Below are 21,274 nucleotides of genomic sequence, written 5' to 3' on the forward strand. Positions count from 1 at the left end.
GGGTTCGGTCCGTCCTGTGGTGGTCTTGGGGTGGGGGGCGTAGGACGGAGGGGCGGGGGCCGATCGCCGGCCCTCGTCGGCCCCCTGGGAGGAATCATGACCCAGCAGCAACCCACGACCACGGCACCGATGAGCAAGGAGATGCAGGACTGCGTCAACGCCTGCATGTCCTGTCACGGTGTGTGTGAGGAGACCATGAGCTCCTGTCTGCAGATGGGCGGCCAGGCCCAGATGCGGATCATGCGGGCGCTCATGGACTGCTCGGAGATGACCCGCATGTGCGCCGACATGATGATGCGCCGCTCGCCGCTGGCGAACGAGATGTGCATGATGTGCGCGCAGGCGTGCGACATGTGCGCCGAGGCGTGTATGTCCATGCCGGACGACGACCGGATGCTGCGCTGCGCCGAGTCCTGTCGTCGCTGCTCCGAGATGTGCCGCGCCATGGCGGGCGCCACGATGTGACGCACCCGCCGATACGACCGAGGGGTACCCCGCACCGGGATGCCCCTCGCCGACGTCAGGGCTCAGTTGCCGGAGACGGTGACCTTCTCGTCGTTCTTCAGCTGGTTGACCAGCTGCTTCACCTTCGGCATGTCCCACTGCAGATTGCCGCCGGTGCTGCCCGAGATCGGCATGTTCATGGACGTGCCCTCGCCGCCGCTGACGCCCTTCATCGCCCAGAACATCCCGGCCAGGTCGAACAGCCCCATGTCCTTGTCGACGACCAGGGAGTCCAGGCCCGCACCCATCGTCGGGTAGAGCGTGAAGGGGTTGAGGACCGTGCTCGGCGTGGCCACCTGGTTGGCGAGGGCGGAGAGGAACTTCTGCTGGTTCTTCGTACGGTCCAGGTCGGAGCCGGCCAGCGCGTACCGGGTGCGGACGAAGGCGAGGGCCTCCTCGCCGTTCAGGGTCTGCTTGCCCTTCTTCAGGTCGGCGCCGGACTTGGTGTCCTTGATGTCCTGCGGGATGTCCATCTCCACCCCGCCGACCGCGTCCACGATGTTCGCGAAGCCGCCGAAGCCGATCTCGACGTAGTGGTCGATGTGCAGGCCGGTGTTGAACTCCACCGTCCGCACCAGCAGCGTGGGGCCGTCGACGGAGTACGCGGCGTTCAGCTTGTTCGCGCCCATGGCGGCCCTGGTCTTGCCGGACTCGGAGCCCTTGAACTCCGGGATCGTGACGTTGGAGTCACGGGGGAGGGAAATCAGGGTCGGCCCGTTGTCGCCGGTGTGCAGGATCATCATCGAGTCCGTGCGCTTGCCCTCGGCGGACCCGGTGTGCAGCTTCTTCTTGTCCTCGTCGGTCATGCCCTCACGGCTGTCGGAGCCGACGATGAGGTAGTTGGTGCCCTCGCCCTTCTCGGGCCGGTCGATGACCGTGGAGAGGTCGACGTCGCGGTTGAGCTTGGAGTCGGCCCAGAAGTAGGTGCCGACGGTCGTCACGACCAGCACGGTCACGACGGTGATCGCCGTCAACTTGATGCGGCGGCGCCAGTCCGGCGCGGGACGCGGGCCGTGACCGGGCCCACCGCCCTGCCCACCGGGTCCGCCGCCGCCGGGCGTGCCGTAGACCTGGCCGGTGTTGTAGCCGCTGTCGTAACCGTCGGGGCCGCCGTGGCCCCGGCCGTCCACGTACGACGGCTGTTGCGGGACACCGCCGTAAGCGCCCTGCCCGGGAGGGGCCGCCTGGCCACGGCGGACCTGCCGCATGACGCGGGCACCCTCGGGCTGCGCGCTCGCGCTGCCGCGTCCGTAGCGTCCGCCGCGGTTGTCGTCGGACCTTGCCTCGGGCCAATCAGTCATGGGAGACAGTGTGCAGGCCCGGGCTGTGTGTCATACAAGGGTCGTCGGAAAATCAGAGCGCCGCTGTTGCGAAGCTGACACAAATCACACCTATGTCACCTCGGCATAAGGTGGAGGCCATGACAGACCAGGCCCCAGCCGCACCGACGGAGAGTCCGGACATCCCGGGCAAGCCCACTTCGGCGTCCCGTACGACCCTCAGCCACATCATGACTCACGGCGACACCAACCTCCTGGGCACGGTGCACGGCGGAGTGATCATGAAACTGGTGGACGACGCGGCGGGAGCCGTCGCCGGCCGGCACTCCGGGGGGCCGGCCGTCACCGCCTCCATGGACGAGATGGCTTTCCTCGAGCCGGTCCGCGTCGGTGACCTGGTCCATGTGAAGGCCCAGGTCAACTGGACCGGGCGGACCTCCATGGAGGTCGGGGTGCGGGTGCTGGCCGAGCGCTGGAACGAGTCCACGCCGCCCACCCAGGTCGGCTCGGCGTATCTCGTGTTCGCGGCCGTCGACGCCGACGGCAAGCCGCGCCGGGTACCGCCGGTGATACCGGAGACCGAGCGGGACGAGCGCCGTTACCAGGAGGCCCAGATCCGCCGCAGCCATCGGCTGGCCCGCCGCCGGGCGATCATGGAACTGCGGGAGAAGCGGGCGGCGGAGGGCTTCGAGGACTGACCGGTCCGTAGGGGGCGCGGACAGCCGACCGGGCCCCGGGTTCGGGGAGGACCGACCGGGCCCCGGGATGCGGACCGCTGACCGGCCCCCGGCTCAGGAGCAGCTCACCTCGTCGCCCCGCACCACCCCGAACTCGTCCTGCCCGGGGTCCTGGGCCCGCACCGTGCGGACCTTCTCGAAGTCGGCGCCCGCGATCACCTTCAGCGTGGCGCCCTGGCCCTCCACCGCGCGCAGCTCGCTGCCCGGCAGGGCCGCCGCGAGGGATGTCGCGGAACGGCGGTAGCTCGGGTCGTAGACGACGATCGTGCGCTTCACGCTCCGGTCGGCCGCGTTGGCCGGGGCGTGGGTGGTGTCGAAGCCGGTCGCCGCCAGTGCCGCGTCCACGCGCCGGCCGAGGCCGGCCGTGTGGGTTCCGTTCTCCACCTGGACCCGGATCCGCCGGGGGTCGACCGGCACGCGCTGCGCCGCGTCGCGCGCGTGCCGCACGGTGAGCGGCTGGTCCCGGCGCAGCGCCTCGAAGACGTGCTCCGACTTCTCGGTGTCCCACTTCAGCGTCAGACCGACGCCCTCGACGACATGTCCCATCTCCGTGATCGGCACGGTCGTGAACTCGGAGGAGGAGGGCGAGAAGTTCCGCATCGCCCGGCCGAGGTCCAGCAGTTCGTCGGTGCCGAAGCCCTGGTCGGCGCGGACCGAGCCGAGCACCGCCCGGGTCACGTCCCGGAACCTCATCGGGTTCAGCAGGATCCCGGAGGAGGTGGCCCGCTCCACCAGCGACGCCATGAAGTGCTGCTGGCGCTTCATCCGGCTGAGGTCGGAGGCGCTGTCGACATGCCGGGAACGGACGTACTGCAGGGCCTGGCCGCCGCGGAGGGTGTGCCGGCCCGCCGGCAGGTCGAGGCCCGTGTGGCTGTCCGTGATCCGCCGGTCGGTGCAGATCTCGACGCCGCCGACCACGTCCACGGTCTTCATGAAGCTGGTGAAGTCGACCTCCAGGTAGTGGTCGATCTTCACCCGGGTCATCTTCTCGACCGTGCGCACGGTCAGCTGCGGCCCGCCCTCCGCGTACGCCGCGTTGAGTTTGAGGGGGTGCCCCTCGTGCCGCTCGCCGCTCACGCGGTCGGTGTGCGGGGGCGTCTCGGCGTAGGAGTCGCGGGGCAGGCTGACCACGCTGGCGCGGTCCCGGTCCGCAGAGATGTGCACGATCATGATCGTGTCGGTGCAGTGGCAGGGGGCCCCGCCGAGCCGGTACTTCTCCCGCTCCTCCCTGCCGATCCCGTCGCGGCCGTCGGTGCCGACGAGCAGGATGTTCATGCCGTGACCGGCCTCGGGGCGGTTCTTCATGTCGCGGAACGGGTCGACCCGGGCGATGTCCTCGTCGAGGCTGGTGATCACCGCGTGCCCGATCCCGGCGGAGGCGAGCACCACGACCGAGAGCGTGGTGACGGTGCGCATGGCCCAGCGCGGCTTCCGGCGCGCGGGCGCGGGCGGTCGCGGGCCCCGGCGGGGTGGCCGCGGAGGCTGCTGGGATGCGGTGCGGGGCCGGGGAGGCCGCGGCGGCGTGGACAAGGGGACACCTCCGGACGACGGCCGTGCGTGCGATCGTGAGCACCGTAGGCCGACAGGATCTGGCGCCCGGCGCAGCGCCCCCGGCGCGCGCACCGGTGTCCCCCGTTCGCGGTAACGTGAGCCCCCTATGAACGCCAATCCCGACGTGCGGCTCCCCGCCGTTTCCGTGATCATGCCCGTGCTCAACGAGGAGCGGCATCTGCGTGGCGCCGTCCGCGCGATCCTCGCCCAGGAGTACGCCGGCGAGATGGAGGTCGTGATCGCCCTCGGTCCGTCCACGGACCGCACGGACGAGATCGCCGCCGAGCTCGTCGCCGAGGACCCGCGGGTGCACACCGTGCCCAACCCGACCGGCCGCACCCCGGCCGCCCTCAACGCGGCGATCAAGGCCTCGCGCCATCCCGTCGTCGTCCGCGTCGACGGGCACGGGATGCTCTCACCGAACTACATCGCCACCGCCGTGCGGCTCCTGGAGGAGACCGGCGCGCAGAACGTCGGCGGCATCATGCACGCCGAGGGCGAGAACGACTGGGAGCACGCGGTCGCCGCCGCGATGACGTCGAAGATAGGCGTGGGCAACGCCGCCTTCCACACAGGTGGCGAGGCCGCCCCCGCCGAGACCGTCTACCTCGGTGTCTTCCGGCGGGAGGCGCTGGAGCAGCAGGGCGGCTACAACGTGGAGTTCATCCGCGCCCAGGACTGGGAGCTGAACTTCCGCATCCGTGAGGCCGGCGGGCTGATCTGGTTCTCGCCCGAGCTGAAGGTGTCGTACCGGCCCCGGCCGAGCGTGCGCGCGCTGGCCAAGCAGTACAAGGACTACGGCCGTTGGCGGCACGTGGTGGCCCGCTACCACGCCGGCTCCATCAACCTGCGCTATCTCGCCCCGCCGACCGCCGTGTGCGCGATCGCCGCCGGGATCGTGGTGGGCGCGGTGCTCACGCCGTGGGGCTTCGTGGTGCCCGGCGGTTACCTCGCGGCGATCGTGCTGGGGTCCGTACCGGCCGGCAAGGGGCTGTCGCTGAAGGCGCGGCTGCAGATCCCGGTGGCGCTCGCCACCATGCACATGTCGTGGGGCTGGGGCTTCCTGACCAGTCCGCGATCGCTGGCGCGGAAGGTCATCGCCTCCCGGCGCCCCGCCGTCCACGCGGACGCGCCCGCCGCCTGACGTTCCCGTCACGAGGGCCTCTCCCCGGCCGGGGAGAGGCCCTTCGCGTTCACCAGGTGTAGTCGGGGTTGACGTGCATGCAGGCCTTGTCGTCGGCCCCGTTGAGGGCCTGTGCCGACTCGGGGGTGGTGTTGTCCTCCTCGGGCACCTTGTACTCCGTGCCCTCGCGCCAGTCGGCGCCCACCACGAGCGTGACACCGGACACCTCGGTGGACCGTTTCACCGAGTCCGCCGGGATGCCGAGGGCCCGGGCGACGCGCCGGGCGTCGCCCTCCAGGTCGGCGCTCGGGTAGCGCACCACCGTCCGCTTCTCGCTGAGGGCGCTGGTGGTGTCGGCGGTCGTTCCGGTGAAGCCCTTCTCCTTCAGCACCCCGGCGACCGTGCCGGTCCGGCCGGAGGCGGCCTGGAGGGTGTCGGTGCGGGTGCCGTTGAGGACCTGGACGGCGATCTCGGCGTCGTCGGCGGCCGGGTCGGACGGCACCTTCTCCTCGGCCTTCGCGGGCTTCGCGTCCTTGCCGTCGAGGGCGATGTCGTCGCGCACCAGGCGGAACAGCTTCTCGGCGTCCTCGGTCGGCTCCACCCGGGCGCCCACGTACCGGTTGGGCATCGTGGTCATGGTGATGCGCTCCGGCTTCACCTTGCGCAGTTCGGAGCTCAGGTCGTAGAGCTTCTTCACGGTGTCGAGCCCGGGGTCGACGGTGAGGGCCTCGGTGGCCTTCTCGGCCAGCCTGCGCAGCTTGTTGGGGCTGCTCAGGGTGGCGTTCGCGCGCAGCTCCCGGACCAGCGAGTTCATGTACATGTGCTGCGCCTCGGCGCGGGCGAGGTCGCTGCCGTCCTCGAAGCCGTAGCGCGTGCGCAGCCACTGCAGGGCCTGCTCGCCCTTGATCGGGTGGGTGCCCTTGGACAGTTTCAGCCCGGAGCCGTGGCCCTGGCCGTCGCGCGAGTGGATGTTCGCGTCGACGCACACCGGGACTCCGCCGACCGCGTCGGCCATGGACACCACGCCCGCGAAGTCGACCATGACGAAGTGGTCGATGTGGATGCCGGTGAGCTCCTGCCAGGTGGCCACGGTGCAGCCGGGACCGCCGTGCCCGAGGCTCTGGTTGGTCATCGTGCGCCCGTAGCTCGCCGGGTACACCGTCCCGTCGTCCGGGTCGGTGCACTTGGGGATCTCGACCAGGGTGTCGCGCGGCATGCTGATCACGGACATGTTGGACCGGTCGGCGGACAGGTGCACCAGCATCTGCACGTCGGCGAGCGGGGTGGCGCCGAACGTCTCGCGGGCGCCGCCGAGTTGCTGGTTCTCCTCGGTGTCCCGCGCGTCGCTGCCGATGAGCAGGATGTTCAGCGGGGTCTGCCCGGCCGCGTTCGGCGTCGGCTCGGCGACCTTGGTGTCGCCCAGGTTCAGGGGGTCCTTCTTGATGTTGTCGTTCAGCTGCCGGTAGTAGAGGTAACCCGCCCCGGCCGCGCCGATTATGAGCAGTGCGAGGACGGCCGCGGACCACTTGAGCAACCGGCGTGCGCGGCGCGGGCGGGGGCTGCTGTCGCCGTCGGACGGGCCCTCGTTCCGGTCGTCCGGCGGCGGGCCCTCGTCCGGGTCGTCCTCGCGCTCGTCGTCACGGAGCGTCTCCCGCGCGGCGTTCTGCGTCACTGCACCCGGCCTCCCCACCCCTGGCAACTCCTCGCCTCGTCACGCAGGCCCGTCCTGCGTCCTGTTAGACGCACGACGAGCCCGTCAGTTGCCCCGAGAATCACACCGACTTCAACAAGTTTCGTCCGCCGCGAAACCGTCTTCGCCGAACGGAACGGAACCGTCCTCCGGACCGGCCTGAGTCCGCTACCAGCGGTAGGGCCCGTACACGTCCATGCAGGGGCCCTTCTCGGACCCGTTGAGCGCGTCGGCGTCCTTCGGCAGGTCACCGGCCTCGGGCGGCGACTGCTTCGGATAGGCCGTGCCCTCCCGCCAGTCCGCGCCGACCACCACCGTGACACCCCGGACGTCGGCGGACCGGCTGACCGAACCGGGCGGAATCCCCAGCGACTCGGCGACCCGCCGGGCGTCACCCCGCGACGCGGCGTCCGGATAGCGTACGACGGTCCGCTCCTCGGCGACGGCGCCGGAGGTGTCCGGCACGGCCCGCGTGAAGCCCCGCGCCACCAGCGACCGCGCGATCGCGCCCGCCCGGCCTCCGACCGGGCCGAGGGTCGCGGACCGGGTGGCGTTTCGCACCAGGACGCCGATCTCCCCGTCCGGTGCGGCCGGGTCCTCGCCGGCCGCCTTCCTCCCGCCCGTCTTCCCCCCGTCCCCCTTCTCGCGGCCCGCCGTGGCGCCCTTGTCGTCGAAGGGCACGTCGTCACGGAGCATGGTCCACACCCGCTCGGCGTCGGCACCGGCCGCGACCAGGTGGTTGCGGTTCCGCGGATCCTCGACCGTGGGCAGCGCCGTCATGGTGATGCGGTCCGGCGGCACCGTCTTCAGCTGCATCCCCAGGTCGTACAGCTTCTGCACCGAGCCGATCTCCTCCGAGACCTTCAGCGACCTGGTCGCCGCCTCCGCCAGGTCCGTCAGGCGGCCGGTGTCGGTGAAGACGTTCTGGTCCCGCAGGGTGCGGATCATCGAGTTCATGTACATGCGCTGCGCCCGGGTCCGCAGGACGTCACTGCCCCAGGCGTGCCGGGTGCGCAGCCACTGCAGCGCCTGCTCGCCCCCGACCTTCCGGGACCCGGCCTTCATCCTCAGGCCCGAGCCGCCGGGCACGCCGGGCAGCGGACGGTCCCAGACGTTCTGGTTGACGCAGACCTCGACACCGCCGACGGCGTCGGCCATGGTCACCACGCCGGCGAAGTCGATCGTCATCCAGTGGTCGACGTAGACGCCGGTGAGGTTCTGCCAGGTGGCCAGCGTGCAGCCGGCGCCGCCGCGGGCCAGCGAGGTGTTGATGGTGCCGTTGGTCGCCGGGTGGGTCTCCCCGGTCTTCGGGTCGGTGCACTCGGGGATGTCGACCCGGGTGTCGCGCGGAACGCTCACCACGGCCGCGCTCTCGCGGTCGGCAGCGAGGTGGATCAGCATCTGCACATCGCCCAGCGGCGGATTGCCGCGGGTGTCCCGGCCGCCGCCGAGCTCGACGTTCTCCTCGGAGGCACGGCTGTCCGAGCCGATCAGCAGGATGTTCACGGGCGTCTGCCCGGCCGCGTTCGGCCCGGCCCTGTGCGCCTTGGAGTCACCGCTGCTGCGCTCGCCCTTGTCGATGTTGCCGTTCAGGTGCTCGTAGTAGAGGTAACCGGCGCCGGCCGTGCCGAGTATCAGGACGGACAGGGTCGTCGCCGACCAGCGCAGCGCGCGCCGCGCCCGCCGCGGTCCGACGGGCCGGCGCGGGGCGGTCCCGGGCCGTGTCTCCTGCGTGCGCACACCGCTCCGCGTCATCGTCGCGTCTTCCCCCACCCCTCGTACCGCGGAACGGGCCTGTCCCGCGCCCCGTGGGACGCGGGACAGGCCCGTCAGGTCACTTGGCGCACTCGACCTTGTCCGCCGTGGACTTCTGGATGTCGTCGGGCGCCTTGTCCGGCGGCGTGAGCGAGACGCCGGCGCCCTTGAAGTCCTTGCCGAGGGTCAGTGACATCGCGGGCACGCCCTGGGCGTTGGTGACGCTCTCGCCGGGCTTCATCGCCGACCCGGACAGCCCCAGGATGTCGGCCAGGCGGCGTGCCTGGGCGGCCTGGTCGGGGGCGTACTCGAGCGTAGTCCTGCTCAGTTCCGCGGGTGCGTTGCCGGCGTTCTCGGACTTGTCGACGCCCTGGTCGACCTGGAGCCAGCTGAGCATCTCCTGGGCGCTGCCGCCGGGTGCGCCGCCGTTGAGGATGCGGACACGGACCTCGGAGGCCGGTGCCTTCTCGCCCTTCAGCCGGGCGGCGACTTCGGCCTTCTCCTTCTTCTTCTGCTTCTTGACCGCGGTGAACGACACGTCGTTCCTGATCAGGTCGAAGACCTTCGGGGCCTCGGTCTCGTTGAGGACGACGGTCGCCTTCACCTGTTCCGCGGGGTTGTCCTTCACCGGCACGGTGGTGAAGGACAGGTTCTTGACGTTGAGCTTGCCCAGCTCCAGGCCGAGGTCCCTGAGCTTGCCGATGCTGTCCAGCTGGGAGTCGACGGTGAGCGCCTCGGTGCCCGCCTCGGCGAGCTTGATCATCTTGGACGGGCTGGTGAGCGTGTCGTTCGACTTCAGTTTGCGCATCAGCGCGCTCAGGAACTGCTGCTGCAGCGCGATCCGGCTCAGGTCGCCGCCCAGGCCGACCGAGTGCCGGGTGCGGACGAACGCCAGGGCCTGTTCGCCCTCGATGGTGTGTGTGCCCCGGGACAGCTTCAGATGGGAGTCCGGGTCGTCGATGTCCTTCGCCAGACACACCTCGACGCCGCCGACCGCCGAGGTCAGCGTCTTGACGGCGTTGAAGTCGGCCACCATGAAGTTGTCCGGCTTGATCCCGGTCAGCTCGGTCACGGTCCGCATGGTGCAGCTGGGCGTGCGACCGCTCTGGCCCAGGCTGGTGTTGAAGCGGACGCCGGTGGAGCCCGGGATCACCTTCTGGCTGCCGTCCTCCTGCTGCGTCGGGCAGTCGGGGATGTCGACTATCAGGTCGCGCGGGATGCTCAGCGCGGTCGCGTTGGAGCGGTCCTTGGAGACGTGCAGCAGGATCGTGGTGTCGGCGTGCCCGGCACTGCCCGTGTCGCCGTAGCCCTCGTTGCCCGAACCGGTGCGCTTGTCGGTGCCGATCACCAGGATGTTGATCGCCTTGTCCTTGCTGAAGCCACCGGTGCCGGCGCCGTCGTCGGAGACGGACGTGATGTTGTCGTTCAGGTGCTCCAGGTACAGGTAGCCGCCCACGCCGGTGGCGAGCACCACGAACGCCATGGTGCCGCCGGTCCACAGCAGGGCCTTCTTCGCCTTCGGCTGCTTCTTCGCCGGCCGGCGCCCGCGCCGCCCCGGCGGCGGCTCCTCCGGCGCGCCCCGGCGCCTGCGCTGCGGCGGCACCTCCCGGCCGGGCTTCTCCGGCTCCGGTGCCCCACGGCCGGGCCGCTCGGGCGAACGGCCCGGTGACGCCGACCGGCCGCGCCGGGTCCTCGCACCCGAGGAGCGGGAACCGCGCGGACGGGGGACCGGTGACTGCGCTGCGGAAGGACTCAGTCGCAGTTCGTATTCACCGGTGTCCGGATTGAGTACCCACTGGTCTGCGGGGTCGATGTTCTCCGCCCGCCCACGGCCTTGCGCGTCCACGGTCGCTCGAATCCTCCGTCGGGGCCACGCGGCGCCTTTCCCCTCCCAAGGCGCTCGGGTCTCGGTCACACAGTGCGGGATCTCAGGAGGGACCTGAAGGAACGGACGCACCGGAGCGCTCACACTAACGGTCCTGGTCGCCCCCGGGCGACGCCGGTGACGAATTACACGTCCTCACAAGGGGCAATCCGCCCATTTCCCTGGATGAGAGTTCGCAGCCTTGGAGTTGGTTTGGTGGAGGCTTTACGCGCAGGTGTCCTCGGCGGCGGTGTTCCCCGAGAAGGTGGGGACGGGGGAAGCGCCGCCGGACGACTTCCCGGATTCCTTTTCCGTGGCCTTTTCGTCACCATCCGTACCGACCGCCACGGGCGCGTCCCTGCGCAGCCGCTCGAACAGTTTCTCCGCGGCGGGCTGCGCGAGCTGGTCCCGATTGACGTTCCCGGCGTACGGCTCCCGCGGAACGGTCAGGAATTGCACACCTTCCGTGGGGATCTCGCGCAGCCCCCGCACGAGTTCGTACAGCCCCCGCAAACTGGCCAGCCCCGGGTCGGTCATGAGCGACGAGGTGGCCGCGTCCAGAACGGGATACAGCTTCACCGGATTCAGCAGAACGTCATTGCTGCGCACCTTGCCGACCAGTGCGCCGAGGAACCGCTGCTGCCGCTCCATGCGGCCGGTGTCGCTGCCGTCGCCGAGGCTCTTGCGGGCGCGGACATAACCGAGCGCCTGCTCCCCGTTCAGCGTCACCCGGCCCGCCGGCAGCCTCAGTTCGGCGGCCTCGTCGTCGATGGGCTCGCGCAGGCACACGTCGACGCCGTCCACCGCGTCGACCATGTCCTTGAAACCGTCGAAGTCGACGACGACATGGTGATCGACGCGAATGTCCGTGAGTTTCTCGACGGTGCGGATGGTGCAGGCCGAACCGCCCACCTCAAAAGCGGAGTTGAACATCGTGAACATCGGTTCGGAACGTGATCCGTCCGGGCGGCGGCAGCCGGGAACGTTCACCATCAGATCCCGGGGTATGGACACCGCGGTGGCGCTGCGCCGGCCCGCCGACAGGTGCAGCAGGATCACGGTGTCCGACCGCTCCGTCCCCGGGTCCCGCCCGTAGCGCCCGTTCTCGTCCCCCGAGCGCGAGTCCGACCCGATCAGCAGGATGTTCCGGGCGTCCTTGACGAGCGAGGTGGGCCGCTCCTCCTCGAACCGTGCGAGCTCGGCCGCCGCCGCCTCGTCGGGGGTGATGTTCCCCTCCAGCTTCATGTACACCGCCCACCCGGCCCCGGCGGCCGCGACGAGTAGGGCGGTGACCGCGAGCGCCGTGCCGTGCGCCCAGCGCCGCCGCCGGCGCCGGGCCCGCCCCCGCCCGCTCGCCGAGGACCCCCTCCCCGGGCCGAGAGCACGCCGGCCCCCCGGCTGCGCGGAGGACGCGCCTGCGGTGTCGCTCATGACCGGGTCCACCCCTCACTGCGTACGGGACCGGGACGGCGTACGGAATGGCATACGGGCGTGTGGTGCGTACGGGTGTGGCCCGCGCGCGCCGGTGCGCGGGCCCGGGGTGGTCCCCGTGCGTACGGGAGTGCGGTGTGCGCGGCACGTGGCGTGTGCCGCTGATACGACGATGACCCGGGAGGGCGGCGCGGGGCGGGTGGTGTTGCGCCGAACGGGGGACGGGACGGGGCGGACGGGTGAGGTGGGAGGAGGGGAGCGGGGCCCTGGGGCCTGTCCGACAGTTCCCGCCCGCCCTGCGGGCGACGACGCGAATGGCCAGACAGGCCCTAACGGGAGATGACCGTCACCCGCTCGCTCTCCACCCGCTTGTCCAGCGCGTCGTCCCCGAGACGGTCCAGGTTCCGGCACAGCACCACGGAGCCGCCGGTCGCCAGCGGTCCGTACAGTCCCGTGTTCAGGCCCTCCCAGGTGTCGAACGGCAACGCCGACAGGACCCGCGAGCCCGGCCCGGTCAGACCGAGGTCCGCCGCCTCCGCCCGGGCCCGCTCGACCACCTCCGCCCCGGTGAACTCCCGCCCCGCCACGATCAGCGCCGGCTCCTCGGGGTCGACGGGCGCGTACGGCACGAACCGGTCGCCCTGCCCCGGCACCTCGACGGCGTAGTCGGCGAAGCCCTCCGGCGGCTGCGGGAAGCGCCCGCCGAGCGGCCTGAGCGCCAGCGCGACCCGGGCGCCCGAGCAGGCCCGCGCCGCCTCCAGCGACTCCGCCTCCGGACCGCTCACCACCACGTCCGCCGCCGCCGGGTCCCCGGCCACGTCCGCGACCACGCCCACCGACGCGCACGCCAGCAGCCAGACCGCCGTCTGCCAGTGCGCGGGGAGCAGCAGGGCCACCCGGTCGCCGGGTTCGACGGACAGTTCGTCCTGGAGGAGGTTGGCGGTCTTGGCCACCCAATTGGCGAAGGTGGCCACGGACAATTCGACGCGTTCGCCCGTGGCGTCGTCGTAGAAGGTCACCAGAGGGCGTCCCGGGTCCGCGGCCAGCGCGGAACTCAGCAGGTCGGCAGGGGTGCGGTCGGTCGCGTTCACCCGCGCAAGCGTACGCCGACCCGTCCGCGCGCACCGCCCGCGCGGGGCACCGGTTCGGAGGAACGGGCTCCGACGGCCCGTCAATTCCCCGGGTGGCAGATGTGTCTGACTGTGCCCAAGGTCGGTGGTATGCGTGGAATCCTTGCTTCCTCAATCGGTGTCACCTGCGCCGCCGCCCTCGCCCTCCCGCTCGTTCCGCCCGCCACCGCGGCGGCCGCGAGAACGGCGCCGACGGCAGATGCGGCCACGCGCGCAGCGGTGACAACCCCGCCCGACGTCCCCGGCAGCACCCAGTCGCTGCCCCTGCGGACCCTCACCCGCGACCGGGCCTCCGGCGCCGCCGTCCTCGGCCTCACCCCGCGGGCCGTACGGCACTTCTCCCTCCTCGGTGTCGTCTGGGACGACCCCGCCGCCGAACTCCACGGCCGCGTCCAGGTCCGCACCCGGGCGGCCGGCGCCGGCGCCTGGACCGGCTGGCAGGACGTGGAGACCCACTACGCCGACCACGCGGCCGATCCGGGCAGCGCGGAAGCCGCCTCGGACCGGGTCCGCGGCGCCACGGCACCGCTGTGGGTGGGGGAGTCGGACGGCGTGGAGATCCGGGTCCGGCCGGAGCCCGGCGCGTACGGGGCCGACGACCCACCGGCCGGGCTGCCCTCCGGGCTGCGGCTCGACCTCGTCGACCCGGGGTCGGCCGCTCCGCCCGCGGGTGACGCTGCGGACGAGGCCGTGGAGGAGGTCGTGGACGAGGCTGTGGACGAGGCCGTGGACGGTCGCACCGGTGTGATGAGCGCCGAGGCGACCGCCGCCTCCGCGGCCAACGACGGACTCGCACCGCTCGGCGCCACCGAGATCCCGGCGCTGACGGGCGAACAGACCCGGCAGGAACTGCTCACCCTGCGCGGGCCGGAACTGACCGAGCAGCAGCGGGCCAAGCCGTACATCGGGCCGCGCCCCGCCATCGTCACCCGGCGCGGCTGGGGGGCGGACGAGAGCCTGCGGGCGAGGCAGTTCGTGTACACCGGCAAGGTCAAGGCGGCCTTCGTGCACCACACCGCCTCCGGCAACAACTACTCGTGCGCGCAGGCTCCTTCACTGATCCGCGGGTTCTACCGCTATCACGTCAGGAGCCTGGGCTGGCGGGACATCGGCTACAACTTCCTCGTCGACAAGTGCGGGAGTATCTACGAGGGCCGGGCCGGGGGAGTGGCGAAGCCGGTCAGGGGCGCCCATACCTACGGGTTCAACACCGACACCACGGGGATCGCGGTGATCGGCTCCTACGGCTCCACGAAGCCGTCGTCCTCCGCGGTGAAGGCCATCGCCCGGCTCACCGCCTGGAAACTCGGACTGCACGGCATGAATCCGCGCGCGAAGACATATCTGAAGTCCGGTGGTGGCAATCTCTACCGAAAAGGTAAGAAGGTACGACTGAACGTGATCTCCGGTCACCGGGACGGGTTCAACACCTCGTGCCCAGGGGGGAAGCTCTACCGCAAGCTCGGCACCGCGCGTTCCACGGCGGCTCGTTACCAGGGCCGCTGAGGCGGCCCGTGCGTCCCTTCCTGCCGGAGGCACCACCGTCGCACGTGCTGTGGAACGGTCTGCATACACTGGCCGGCCGAAAGACAGTTCGGCCGGTCCCGGCAGGAAGCAGAGACGACAGGTGACAGAAGCGATCCTCCTGGTCGGCGGCAAGGGCACGCGACTGCGCCCCCTCACGGTGCACACACCCAAGCCCATGGTCCCGGCGGCCGGGGTGCCCTTCCTCACGCACCAGCTGGCGAGAGCGAGAGCCGCGGGCGTCGAACACATCGTCATGGCCACGTCCTACCTGGCCGAGGTCTTCGAGCCGTACTTCGGCGACGGGGCGGCCCTCGGGCTGCACATCGAGTACGTGACGGAGGAGGAGCCGCTCGGAACGGGCGGCGCGATCCGCAACGTCGCGTCCCGGCTGCACTCGGGACCGGACGAACCGGTACTGATCTTCAACGGGGACATCCTGACCGGACTGGACATCCGGGCGCTGGTGCGCACGCACGAGACGACGGGCGCGGACGTCTCGCTGCACCTGACGAAGGTGACGGACCCGCGCGCCTACGGGCTGGTCCCCACGGACGACACGGGACGGGTGCTCGCGTTCCTGGAGAAGCCCCAGACGCCGGAGGAGATCGTCACCGATCAGATCAACGCGGGGGCGTACGTCTTCCGCCGCTCGCTGATCGACACGATCCCGACGGGCCGGCCGGTGTCGGTGGAGCGGGAGACGTTCCCGCGGCTGCTGTCGGCCGGGGCCCATCTCCAGGGCATGGTCGACTCCACGTACTGGCTGGACCTGGGCACTCCCGCGGCCTTCGTACGGGGATCGGCGGATCTGGTGCTCGGCCGTGCGCCGTCGCCCGCGGTGCCCGGTCGCTGCGGTGACCGGCTGGTACTGCCCACGGCGACCGTGGCACCCGATGCGAAGCTCGCGGGCGGGACGGTGGTGGGCGAGGGCGCGTTCGTGGCGGAGGGCGCGCGCGTCTTCGGCAGCACGATCCTTCCCGGGGCGGTCATCGAGCCGGGCGCGGTCGTCACCGACTCGCTGATAGGCACCCGGGCGCGGGTGGGCGAACGCTCGGTCCTCACCGGCACGGTGATAGGCGACGGAGCGGTCATCGGCGCCCGCAACGAACTCCGCGAGGGCGCCCGCGTGTGGTGCGACGCCCGCATCCCGGCCGGGGCGGTCCGCTTCTCCTCGGACCAGTAGCGCAAACGCGCGGTGGGCGCCCCCCACCGCGCCACCAGCGGCCGGCCGCGCCGCCCCCACTGCGGTCAGTCACTGCCGCCCACTGCGGTCAGCCGCGCCGCCCCACTGCGGTCAGTCACTGCCGCCCACTGCGGGCAGTCGTGCCGCTCTCACTGCGGCCGGCCGCGCCGCGCCCACTGCGGGCAGTCGTGCCGCTGGGGCGGCACGGGTGGGCGCGGCGGCACCCCGCAAGCGCCGGGCTGCGCAACCACCCCCCCGGCCCACCCCCAGCACGGCCCCGGCCCACATCAGCACCGGCCCGTGCAACCCCCGCACCGGCCCCCGCGCAACCCCCGCACCGGCCCCCGCGCAACCCCCGCACCGGCCCCCGTGCAACCCCCGCACCGGCCCCCGTGCAACCCCCGCACCGGCCCCCGTGCAACCCCCGCACCGGCCCCTCGTGCCCCCCTCAACCGGCCCAACCAGCCTCACAGCCGCCCGATATCCCCGTACGGCATCCGCGGCGCCCGCCGCCCCGGCACCCGCCCGCTCAGCAGAATCAACCGCGCGGCCCGATGCCGCTGCCCCGCGTACGGCTCCAGCAGCGACAGCATCACAGCGTCATCCGCATGCCGGTCCCCCGCCAGCGCGAACCCCACGATCCCCGGCAGGTGCAGATCCCCCACGGTCACCGCGTCCGCCGCCCCATGACTGCGCTGCACCGTCTCCGCCGACGTCCACGGCCCGATCCCCGACACCAACTCCAACCGCTCCTGCGCCGCCGCCGGAGGCATCCCCACCGCCTCCTCCAGCCGCGCGGCGACCCGCGCCGCCCGCAGGACCGTCGACGCCCGCTTGTCGTCGACCCCGGCACGGTGCCACTCCCAGGACGGGATCAGCGCCCACGTCCTCGGCGCCGGCATCACCGACATCCGCTCCGGTGCGGGCCCGGGCGCCGGCTCCCCGTACTTCCGCACCAGCAGCCGCCACGCCCGGTACGCCTCACCGGTCGTGACCTTCTGCTCCAGGATCGACGGGATCAACGACTCCAGCACCAGCCCGGTACGCGTCAGCCGCAGTCCCGGCCGCCGGTGCCGGGTCAGCGCCAGCAGTTTGTGCCGCGGTACGAAGGCGGACGGATCGTCGTCCGCCCCGAGCGTCTGCGGCAGCCGCTCCAGGAGCCAGTCGGCGCCCGGCCCCCACGCCTCTCCCCGGATCTCACCGGCCCGCCCCGTCACCCGGAGCGTCCCCGGACCCGCCGGCGTCAGACTGGCCCGCCACACGGAGCCGTCCGGCAGCGCCCGGAACGTCGGGTCCCCGGGCCCGCGCCGCAACGGCCCGAGCACCAGGCCGAGGTCCAGCGGGCCGTCCGGTACCCACGTCCGTACCCGGGCCGGAGCCGGCGCCTGGCGGGGGACTCCCGCGGGCACGGCGACATGCCCGCCGCGCACGGACGTACGCGTCGGGCGGGGAGGGAAACGTCCTGCCACGAGAGATCCCAGCGGTGGAGGTGAAACGGGGGGCCCTGCGAGCGGAGGGCCCCTATGAGGGTAGGCGTCCGCGCTTCCGGCTCACCGCACCTCGATGAACGTGCCCGCCTCCCGCTCCGGGCGCGGCCGGGGGTCCTCCGCCGGGTGGCCGACCGCCACCGCGCCCATCGGGTCCCAGTGCGCGGGCAGGTCCAGGACCTCCCGGACCACCTCACGGCAGAACATCGTCGACGACACCCACGCCGAGCCGAGCCGCTCCCCGGCCAGCGCGACCAGGAAGTTCTGCACGCCGGCGCCCGTGGCGACGACGAACATCTCCCGCTCCGCGCCGTCCCGCCGCGCGTCCCCGTAGGTGTGCGAGCCGTCCATGACCAGGCAGGGCACGACCAGATAAGGCGCGTTGCGCAGGATGTCGCCGCGGCTCACGCGCCGGGCGATGGACTCCTCCGTCTTCCCGTCGCGGCGCAGGTCCGCGATCCAGGCGTCGCGCATCGCGTCCAGGAGGCGGGTGCGGGTGTCGGGAGACTCCAGCAGGACGAAACGCCAGGGCGTGGTGTGGTGCGGGGCCGGTGCCGTCACCGCCGCCGCCACCGCGCGGCGCACCGCGCCCGGGTCGACCGGCTCGTCCGTGAAGGACCGCACCGTACGGCGCTGGGTCACCGCCTGGCGTACGGCCTCGGACGTGCCCAGGCGGAACATGTCGTCGCGCGCGCCGCGCACCATCGCCCGCGCGCCCTCGCCGTCGTCGGACGCCACCAGGTGCGCCAGTCCACGGACGACGGCCACCGGGAGGCCGGAGGCCTTGCCCTTGACCAGGTCACCCGCCGCGGCGAGCTCATCGGCCGTGGCGACGACCGTGGCGCCGAGCGGATTGCCGTACGCGTCGGTGCCGCCGCGCAGATCGTCCAGTACGCGCACGCCCGCCGCGCCGATCGCGACATCCGTCAGCCCCGCGCGCCAGGGCCGGCCGAAGGTGTCGGTGACGATCACGCCCACCTCGACACCCAGGGCCTCGCGCAGGCCCTCGCGGATCCTCCGCGCGGAGGCGTCCGGGTCCTCGGGCAGCAGCAGGACCGTGCCGGAGGGGGTGTTGGAGGCGTCGACCCCGGCCGCGGCCATGATCAGGCCCTGCCGGTTCTCGACGATGCGCAGGGGGCCGCGCCGGGCCACCACGCGTACCGTCTCCGCGTCGATCGCGGCCTCCCGGTCGGCCGCCTCGACGATGCGGCCCTCCGCCTTGGAGACGATCTTCGAGGTGACCAGCAGGACGTCGCCGTCGGCCAGTCCCGGTTCGGCGGCCGCGATCAGCTTGGCCAGGTCGTCGCCCTCGCGGACCTCGGGCAGGCCCGCCACGGCCCGGACCCGGTAGCCGTCGGACGCCGGGTGCGCGCCGCTCATACCGCCCGCACCTCCGCCGCCAGCGCCAGCGCCTCCCGCGCCATCCGCGCGGCCGCGTCGACGTCGGTCATCATCAGCGGTACGGCCCGGCAGCGGATCCCGGCCGCCTCGACGCGCTCCACACAGGCGGCGTCGACGGTGTCGACCAGCCAGCCGTCCAGCAGACCCGAGCCGTAGTGCTCGGCCACCGCCGGGGCCGTGGACTCCACGCCGACGGCCGCGAGCACCTTGTCGGCCATGCCGCGCACGGGCGCGTCCCCGACGATCGGTGACAGGCCGACCACCGGCACGCCCGCGTCGGCGATCGCCTCGCGGATGCCGGGGACGGCGAGGATGGTGCCGACGGAGACCACGGGGTTGGACGGCGGGAAGAGGATCACATCGGCCTCGGCGATCGCCTCCAGGACGCCCGGCGCCGGCTTCGCCTGCTCCGCGCCGACCGGTACGACCGCCTCGGCCGGCACCGAGGCCCGCAGCCGCACCCAGTACTCCTGGAAGTGGATCGCCTTGCGCTCGCCGGCCCCCGCGGCGGAGCCGCTGCCGGGCAAGGTCACGGCCACGTGGGTCTCCACGCGGTCGTCGGTCATCGGGATGAGGCGCACGCCGGGCTTCCAGCGGTCGCAGAGCGCCTCGGTCACCGCGCTCAGCGGATATCCGGCGCCGAGCATCTGCGTCCGCACGATGTGCGTGGCGAAGTCCCGGTCGCCGAGGCCGAACCACTCCGGGCCGACGCCGTACGCCGCGAGCTCCTCCTTGAGGTGGAAGGTCTCGTCGGTCCGTCCCCAGCCCTGCTCCTCGTTGATACCGCCGCCGAGCGTGTACATCACCGTGTCGAGGTCCGGGCAGACCTTCAGCCCGAAGAGGTGGATGTCGTCCCCGGTGTTGCCGATGACGGTGATGTCCGCGTCCGGCACGGCCCGCTTCAGACCGCGCAGGAAACGGGCACCGCCGATGCCGCCTGCCAGAACCACAATGCGCATGGGGCCATCCTCGCAGGCGGCTACGACATCGCGTCAGGCAGTCACCGGGCCGGGCGCCGTGCGCGCCTCGCAGTGGGGCCTGGTGTGCATGGGCATCTCCGTCAGGCCCGGGTAGTAGATGTGCAGGCTGACCGCGGGCTCCAGCGCGTCGTTGACGACCTCGTGCACATAGCCGGGTGCGAAGACCCGCTGGGCGCCCGCCGTCAGCGCGCGCGTGCCGCGCCCGGCGCGCTCGGTCAGGGTGCCGTCCAGGACGGTGAGCACGCCGGAGGAGCGGCCGTGGTCGTGCGGTCCGCTGCCCTGGCCGGGCACCCAGGACAGCAGCCACACCTCGTAACCCGGCCCGGTGCGCAGCCGGTGGTACCAGCGGCTGGTGGCGTCGTACCGCACGAGGTGCTCCCACTGGGAGCGGTCGGCGGCGATGGAGCGGGCCAGGCCGGCGAATTCGGCGACGGTGGCCGGGTGCTCGCGCGGGGCCTGGAGCAGGTGCGGGACTTCGAGGATGTCGCCGGCGATCTGGAGGTCGCTGTCGCTGTTCATGGGTGCGGAGGTTCCCTTGGCGGAGGAGCGGTGGGGGTGAGGGGGGTCGCGTCGCGTGCGCCCGGGTCGCGGGCCTGCGGCGAGGGGTGCCCTGGTGGAGCGGAGGAAGGTGCCCTGATGGAGCGAAGGAAACTGCGTCCGAGTCGCGGGTGACTCGGGGGTGGCCGGAGCGCTTGGGCTCAACAGCCGGAACAGCGACAGCTACAGCGAGCGCGGGCAGCACCGAGGAACCCGGCGGAGCGGGTCGAGGTGAGTGCCGAATTCGCGAGCATGCCCACTAGGACAGCGGTTCACTCCGTCACTGTCAACTCGACGCCCGATATGTGGGACATGGTTCACCTCATCCGGTTCATCTCGTAGATGAAAGGTTTGCTCAGTCGTTTCCAGGGACACAAGGTGCGCACGGCCGGGCGCCCTGCGCACCGTTGCGATCCTGTGATGCGACTGTGATCCGGTTCGCTTCGGCGCGGGGGTCGGAACGAGATCGATCACCTGGGCGTCCTCCCCGTAGAGGCTCTGCGTGGGCCGGAAGCCCTCGTGGGTCCCGTACGCGTGTCGAGGTTTAGGGTGATTTGAACACTTTCCGCTCGGCCTTGGTTCCGCAGAGTGAATAAGGGGCTCAATAGCAGATCTCGGCTTGACTCGCCCGGAGCAGCACACTTGTAATTTCACTCGTGTCGTTCAGCCGGAATCGGTAACGGCTACATCACGGGGACGCGAAGACAGACGAGGGGCGCACATGACCGAGCTGGTGCAGCAACTGCTGGTCGACGACGCGGACGAGGAGCTCGGCTGGCAGGAGCGCGCGCTGTGCGCCCAGACCGACCCCGAGTCCTTCTTCCCCGAGAAGGGCGGCTCGACCCGCGAGGCCAAGAAGGTCTGCCTCGCCTGCGAGGTCCGCTCCGAGTGCCTCGAATACGCCCTCGCCAACGACGAGCGCTTCGGCATCTGGGGCGGTCTGTCCGAGCGGGAGCGCCGCCGGCTGAAGAAGGCCGCCGTCTGACGTAACGGCACATCACCGTCGTACGCGCGCCATCTCCGCACGCACGTCACTTCGCACATACGGGACTCGACGGCCCGCCGCGGGTGGTCGTCCACAGGCGGCGGGCCGC

General features: G+C 71.9%; 17 protein-coding genes. 6 read left to right on the top strand and 11 right to left on the bottom strand.

Features of this window, described 5'->3' with window-relative positions; all coding sequences use genetic code 11:
* Positions 1-96: 96 nt before the first annotated feature.
* Positions 97-465, top strand: a complete 369-nt coding sequence (locus IE178_RS26715) for a four-helix bundle copper-binding protein (RefSeq protein ID WP_184765965.1) — start codon at positions 97-99, stop codon at positions 463-465.
* Between the two features lie 62 nt (positions 466-527).
* Here IE178_RS26715 and IE178_RS26720 read toward each other — a convergent pair whose 3' ends face one another.
* Positions 528-1,805: an LCP family protein gene (locus IE178_RS26720; RefSeq protein ID WP_318280260.1), complete on the bottom strand. Its 1,278-nt coding sequence runs from the start codon at positions 1,803-1,805 to the stop codon at positions 528-530.
* Positions 1,806-1,924: 119 nt separating this feature from the next.
* Here IE178_RS26720 and IE178_RS26725 point away from each other — a divergent pair, with 119 nt between their 5' ends.
* A complete protein-coding gene (locus IE178_RS26725; protein ID WP_229876141.1) occupies positions 1,925-2,482 on the top strand; it encodes an acyl-CoA thioesterase in 558 nt (185 codons plus the stop codon).
* A 93-nt stretch (positions 2,483-2,575) separates the two neighbouring features.
* Here the strand turns inward: IE178_RS26725 and IE178_RS26730 are convergent, their stop codons facing one another.
* Positions 2,576-4,051, bottom strand: a complete 1,476-nt coding sequence (locus IE178_RS26730; protein ID WP_438874415.1) for an LCP family protein — start codon at positions 4,049-4,051, stop codon at positions 2,576-2,578.
* 127 nt (positions 4,052-4,178) lie between these two features.
* Here IE178_RS26730 and IE178_RS26735 point away from each other — a divergent pair, with 127 nt between their 5' ends.
* Positions 4,179-5,216, top strand: coding sequence for a glycosyltransferase family 2 protein (locus tag IE178_RS26735; protein ID WP_193514064.1), 1,038 nt, complete (start codon positions 4,179-4,181; stop codon positions 5,214-5,216).
* A 49-nt stretch (positions 5,217-5,265) separates the two neighbouring features.
* On the opposite strand, the gene IE178_RS26740 is transcribed toward IE178_RS26735, so the two are convergent.
* The 5 genes from IE178_RS26740 to IE178_RS26760 all read right to left on the bottom strand — a co-directional run bounded on the left by IE178_RS26740 (position 5,266) and on the right by IE178_RS26760 (position 13,026).
* A complete protein-coding gene (locus tag IE178_RS26740; protein WP_193514065.1) occupies positions 5,266-6,867 on the bottom strand; it encodes an LCP family protein in 1,602 nt (533 codons plus the stop codon).
* A 186-nt stretch (positions 6,868-7,053) separates the two neighbouring features.
* Positions 7,054-8,640: an LCP family protein gene (locus tag IE178_RS26745; RefSeq protein ID WP_193514066.1), complete on the bottom strand. Its 1,587-nt coding sequence runs from the start codon at positions 8,638-8,640 to the stop codon at positions 7,054-7,056.
* A gap of 79 nt (positions 8,641-8,719) precedes the next feature.
* Positions 8,720-10,486 (bottom strand): LCP family protein, encoded by a 1,767-nt coding sequence (locus tag IE178_RS26750; RefSeq protein ID WP_184765959.1) that lies wholly within the window; start codon positions 10,484-10,486, stop codon positions 8,720-8,722.
* A 243-nt stretch (positions 10,487-10,729) separates the two neighbouring features.
* Positions 10,730-11,935: an LCP family protein gene (locus IE178_RS26755; RefSeq protein ID WP_193514067.1), complete on the bottom strand. Its 1,206-nt coding sequence runs from the start codon at positions 11,933-11,935 to the stop codon at positions 10,730-10,732.
* 329 nt (positions 11,936-12,264) lie between these two features.
* The gene (locus IE178_RS26760; protein ID WP_184765957.1) at positions 12,265-13,026 is read right to left on the bottom strand and encodes a TIGR03089 family protein; all 762 of its coding nucleotides are present in this window, start codon (positions 13,024-13,026) and stop codon (positions 12,265-12,267) included.
* Between the two features lie 129 nt (positions 13,027-13,155).
* Here IE178_RS26760 and IE178_RS26765 point away from each other — a divergent pair, with 129 nt between their 5' ends.
* Complete coding sequence (locus IE178_RS26765; protein WP_193514068.1) at positions 13,156-14,571, top strand: peptidoglycan recognition protein family protein; 1,416 nt, start codon at positions 13,156-13,158, stop codon at positions 14,569-14,571.
* A gap of 121 nt (positions 14,572-14,692) precedes the next feature.
* Positions 14,693-15,775 carry a mannose-1-phosphate guanylyltransferase gene (manB, locus tag IE178_RS26770; protein WP_184765955.1) on the top strand — a complete coding sequence of 361 codons (1,083 nt, stop codon included), beginning with the start codon at positions 14,693-14,695 and terminating at the stop codon, positions 15,773-15,775.
* 467 nt (positions 15,776-16,242) lie between these two features.
* Here manB and IE178_RS26775 read toward each other — a convergent pair whose 3' ends face one another.
* From IE178_RS26775 to IE178_RS26790, 4 genes are all read right to left on the bottom strand, one after another.
* Entirely contained in the window at positions 16,243-17,244 is a 1,002-nt protein-coding gene (locus tag IE178_RS26775) for a DNA-3-methyladenine glycosylase family protein (protein ID WP_184765954.1), read from the bottom strand.
* Positions 17,245-17,325: 81 nt separating this feature from the next.
* Positions 17,326-18,642, bottom strand: coding sequence for a coenzyme F420-0:L-glutamate ligase (locus tag IE178_RS26780; RefSeq protein ID WP_184765953.1), 1,317 nt, complete (start codon positions 18,640-18,642; stop codon positions 17,326-17,328).
* Complete coding sequence (gene cofD, locus IE178_RS26785) at positions 18,639-19,622, bottom strand: 2-phospho-L-lactate transferase (protein WP_184765952.1); 984 nt, start codon at positions 19,620-19,622, stop codon at positions 18,639-18,641. The genes IE178_RS26780 and cofD overlap by 4 nt, the downstream gene beginning before the upstream one ends.
* Positions 19,623-19,655: 33 nt before the next feature.
* Positions 19,656-20,162, bottom strand: coding sequence for a cysteine dioxygenase (locus IE178_RS26790; RefSeq protein ID WP_193514069.1), 507 nt, complete (start codon positions 20,160-20,162; stop codon positions 19,656-19,658).
* A gap of 739 nt (positions 20,163-20,901) precedes the next feature.
* Here IE178_RS26790 and IE178_RS26795 point away from each other — a divergent pair.
* Positions 20,902-21,165 carry a WhiB family transcriptional regulator gene (locus IE178_RS26795; RefSeq protein WP_003975777.1) on the top strand — a complete coding sequence of 88 codons (264 nt, stop codon included), beginning with the start codon at positions 20,902-20,904 and terminating at the stop codon, positions 21,163-21,165.
* Positions 21,166-21,274 lie beyond the last annotated feature (109 nt).

It is taken from the genome of Streptomyces griseoloalbus (assembly GCA_014650015.1).
GTDB lineage: Bacteria > Actinomycetota > Actinomycetes > Streptomycetales > Streptomycetaceae > Streptomyces > Streptomyces griseoloalbus.

Coding starts and splice junctions, on each gene's coding strand:
- IE178_RS26755 (WP_193514067.1), bottom strand. CDS start 11,935: ATGAGCGACACCGCAGGCGCGTCCTCCGCGCAGCCGGGGGGCCGGCGT.
- IE178_RS26790 (WP_193514069.1), bottom strand. CDS start 20,162: ATGAACAGCGACAGCGACCTCCAGATCGCCGGCGACATCCTCGAAGTC.
- IE178_RS26795 (WP_003975777.1), top strand. CDS start 20,902: ATGACCGAGCTGGTGCAGCAACTGCTGGTCGACGACGCGGACGAGGAG.
- IE178_RS26765 (WP_193514068.1), top strand. CDS start 13,156: ATGCGTGGAATCCTTGCTTCCTCAATCGGTGTCACCTGCGCCGCCGCC.
- IE178_RS26720 (WP_318280260.1), bottom strand. CDS start 1,805: ATGACTGATTGGCCCGAGGCAAGGTCCGACGACAACCGCGGCGGACGC.
- IE178_RS26735 (WP_193514064.1), top strand. CDS start 4,179: ATGAACGCCAATCCCGACGTGCGGCTCCCCGCCGTTTCCGTGATCATG.
- IE178_RS26745 (WP_193514066.1), bottom strand. CDS start 8,640: ATGACGCGGAGCGGTGTGCGCACGCAGGAGACACGGCCCGGGACCGCC.
- IE178_RS26780 (WP_184765953.1), bottom strand. CDS start 18,642: ATGAGCGGCGCGCACCCGGCGTCCGACGGCTACCGGGTCCGGGCCGTG.
- IE178_RS26715 (WP_184765965.1), top strand. CDS start 97: ATGACCCAGCAGCAACCCACGACCACGGCACCGATGAGCAAGGAGATG.
- IE178_RS26725 (WP_229876141.1), top strand. CDS start 1,925: ATGACAGACCAGGCCCCAGCCGCACCGACGGAGAGTCCGGACATCCCG.
- cofD (WP_184765952.1), bottom strand. CDS start 19,622: ATGCGCATTGTGGTTCTGGCAGGCGGCATCGGCGGTGCCCGTTTCCTG.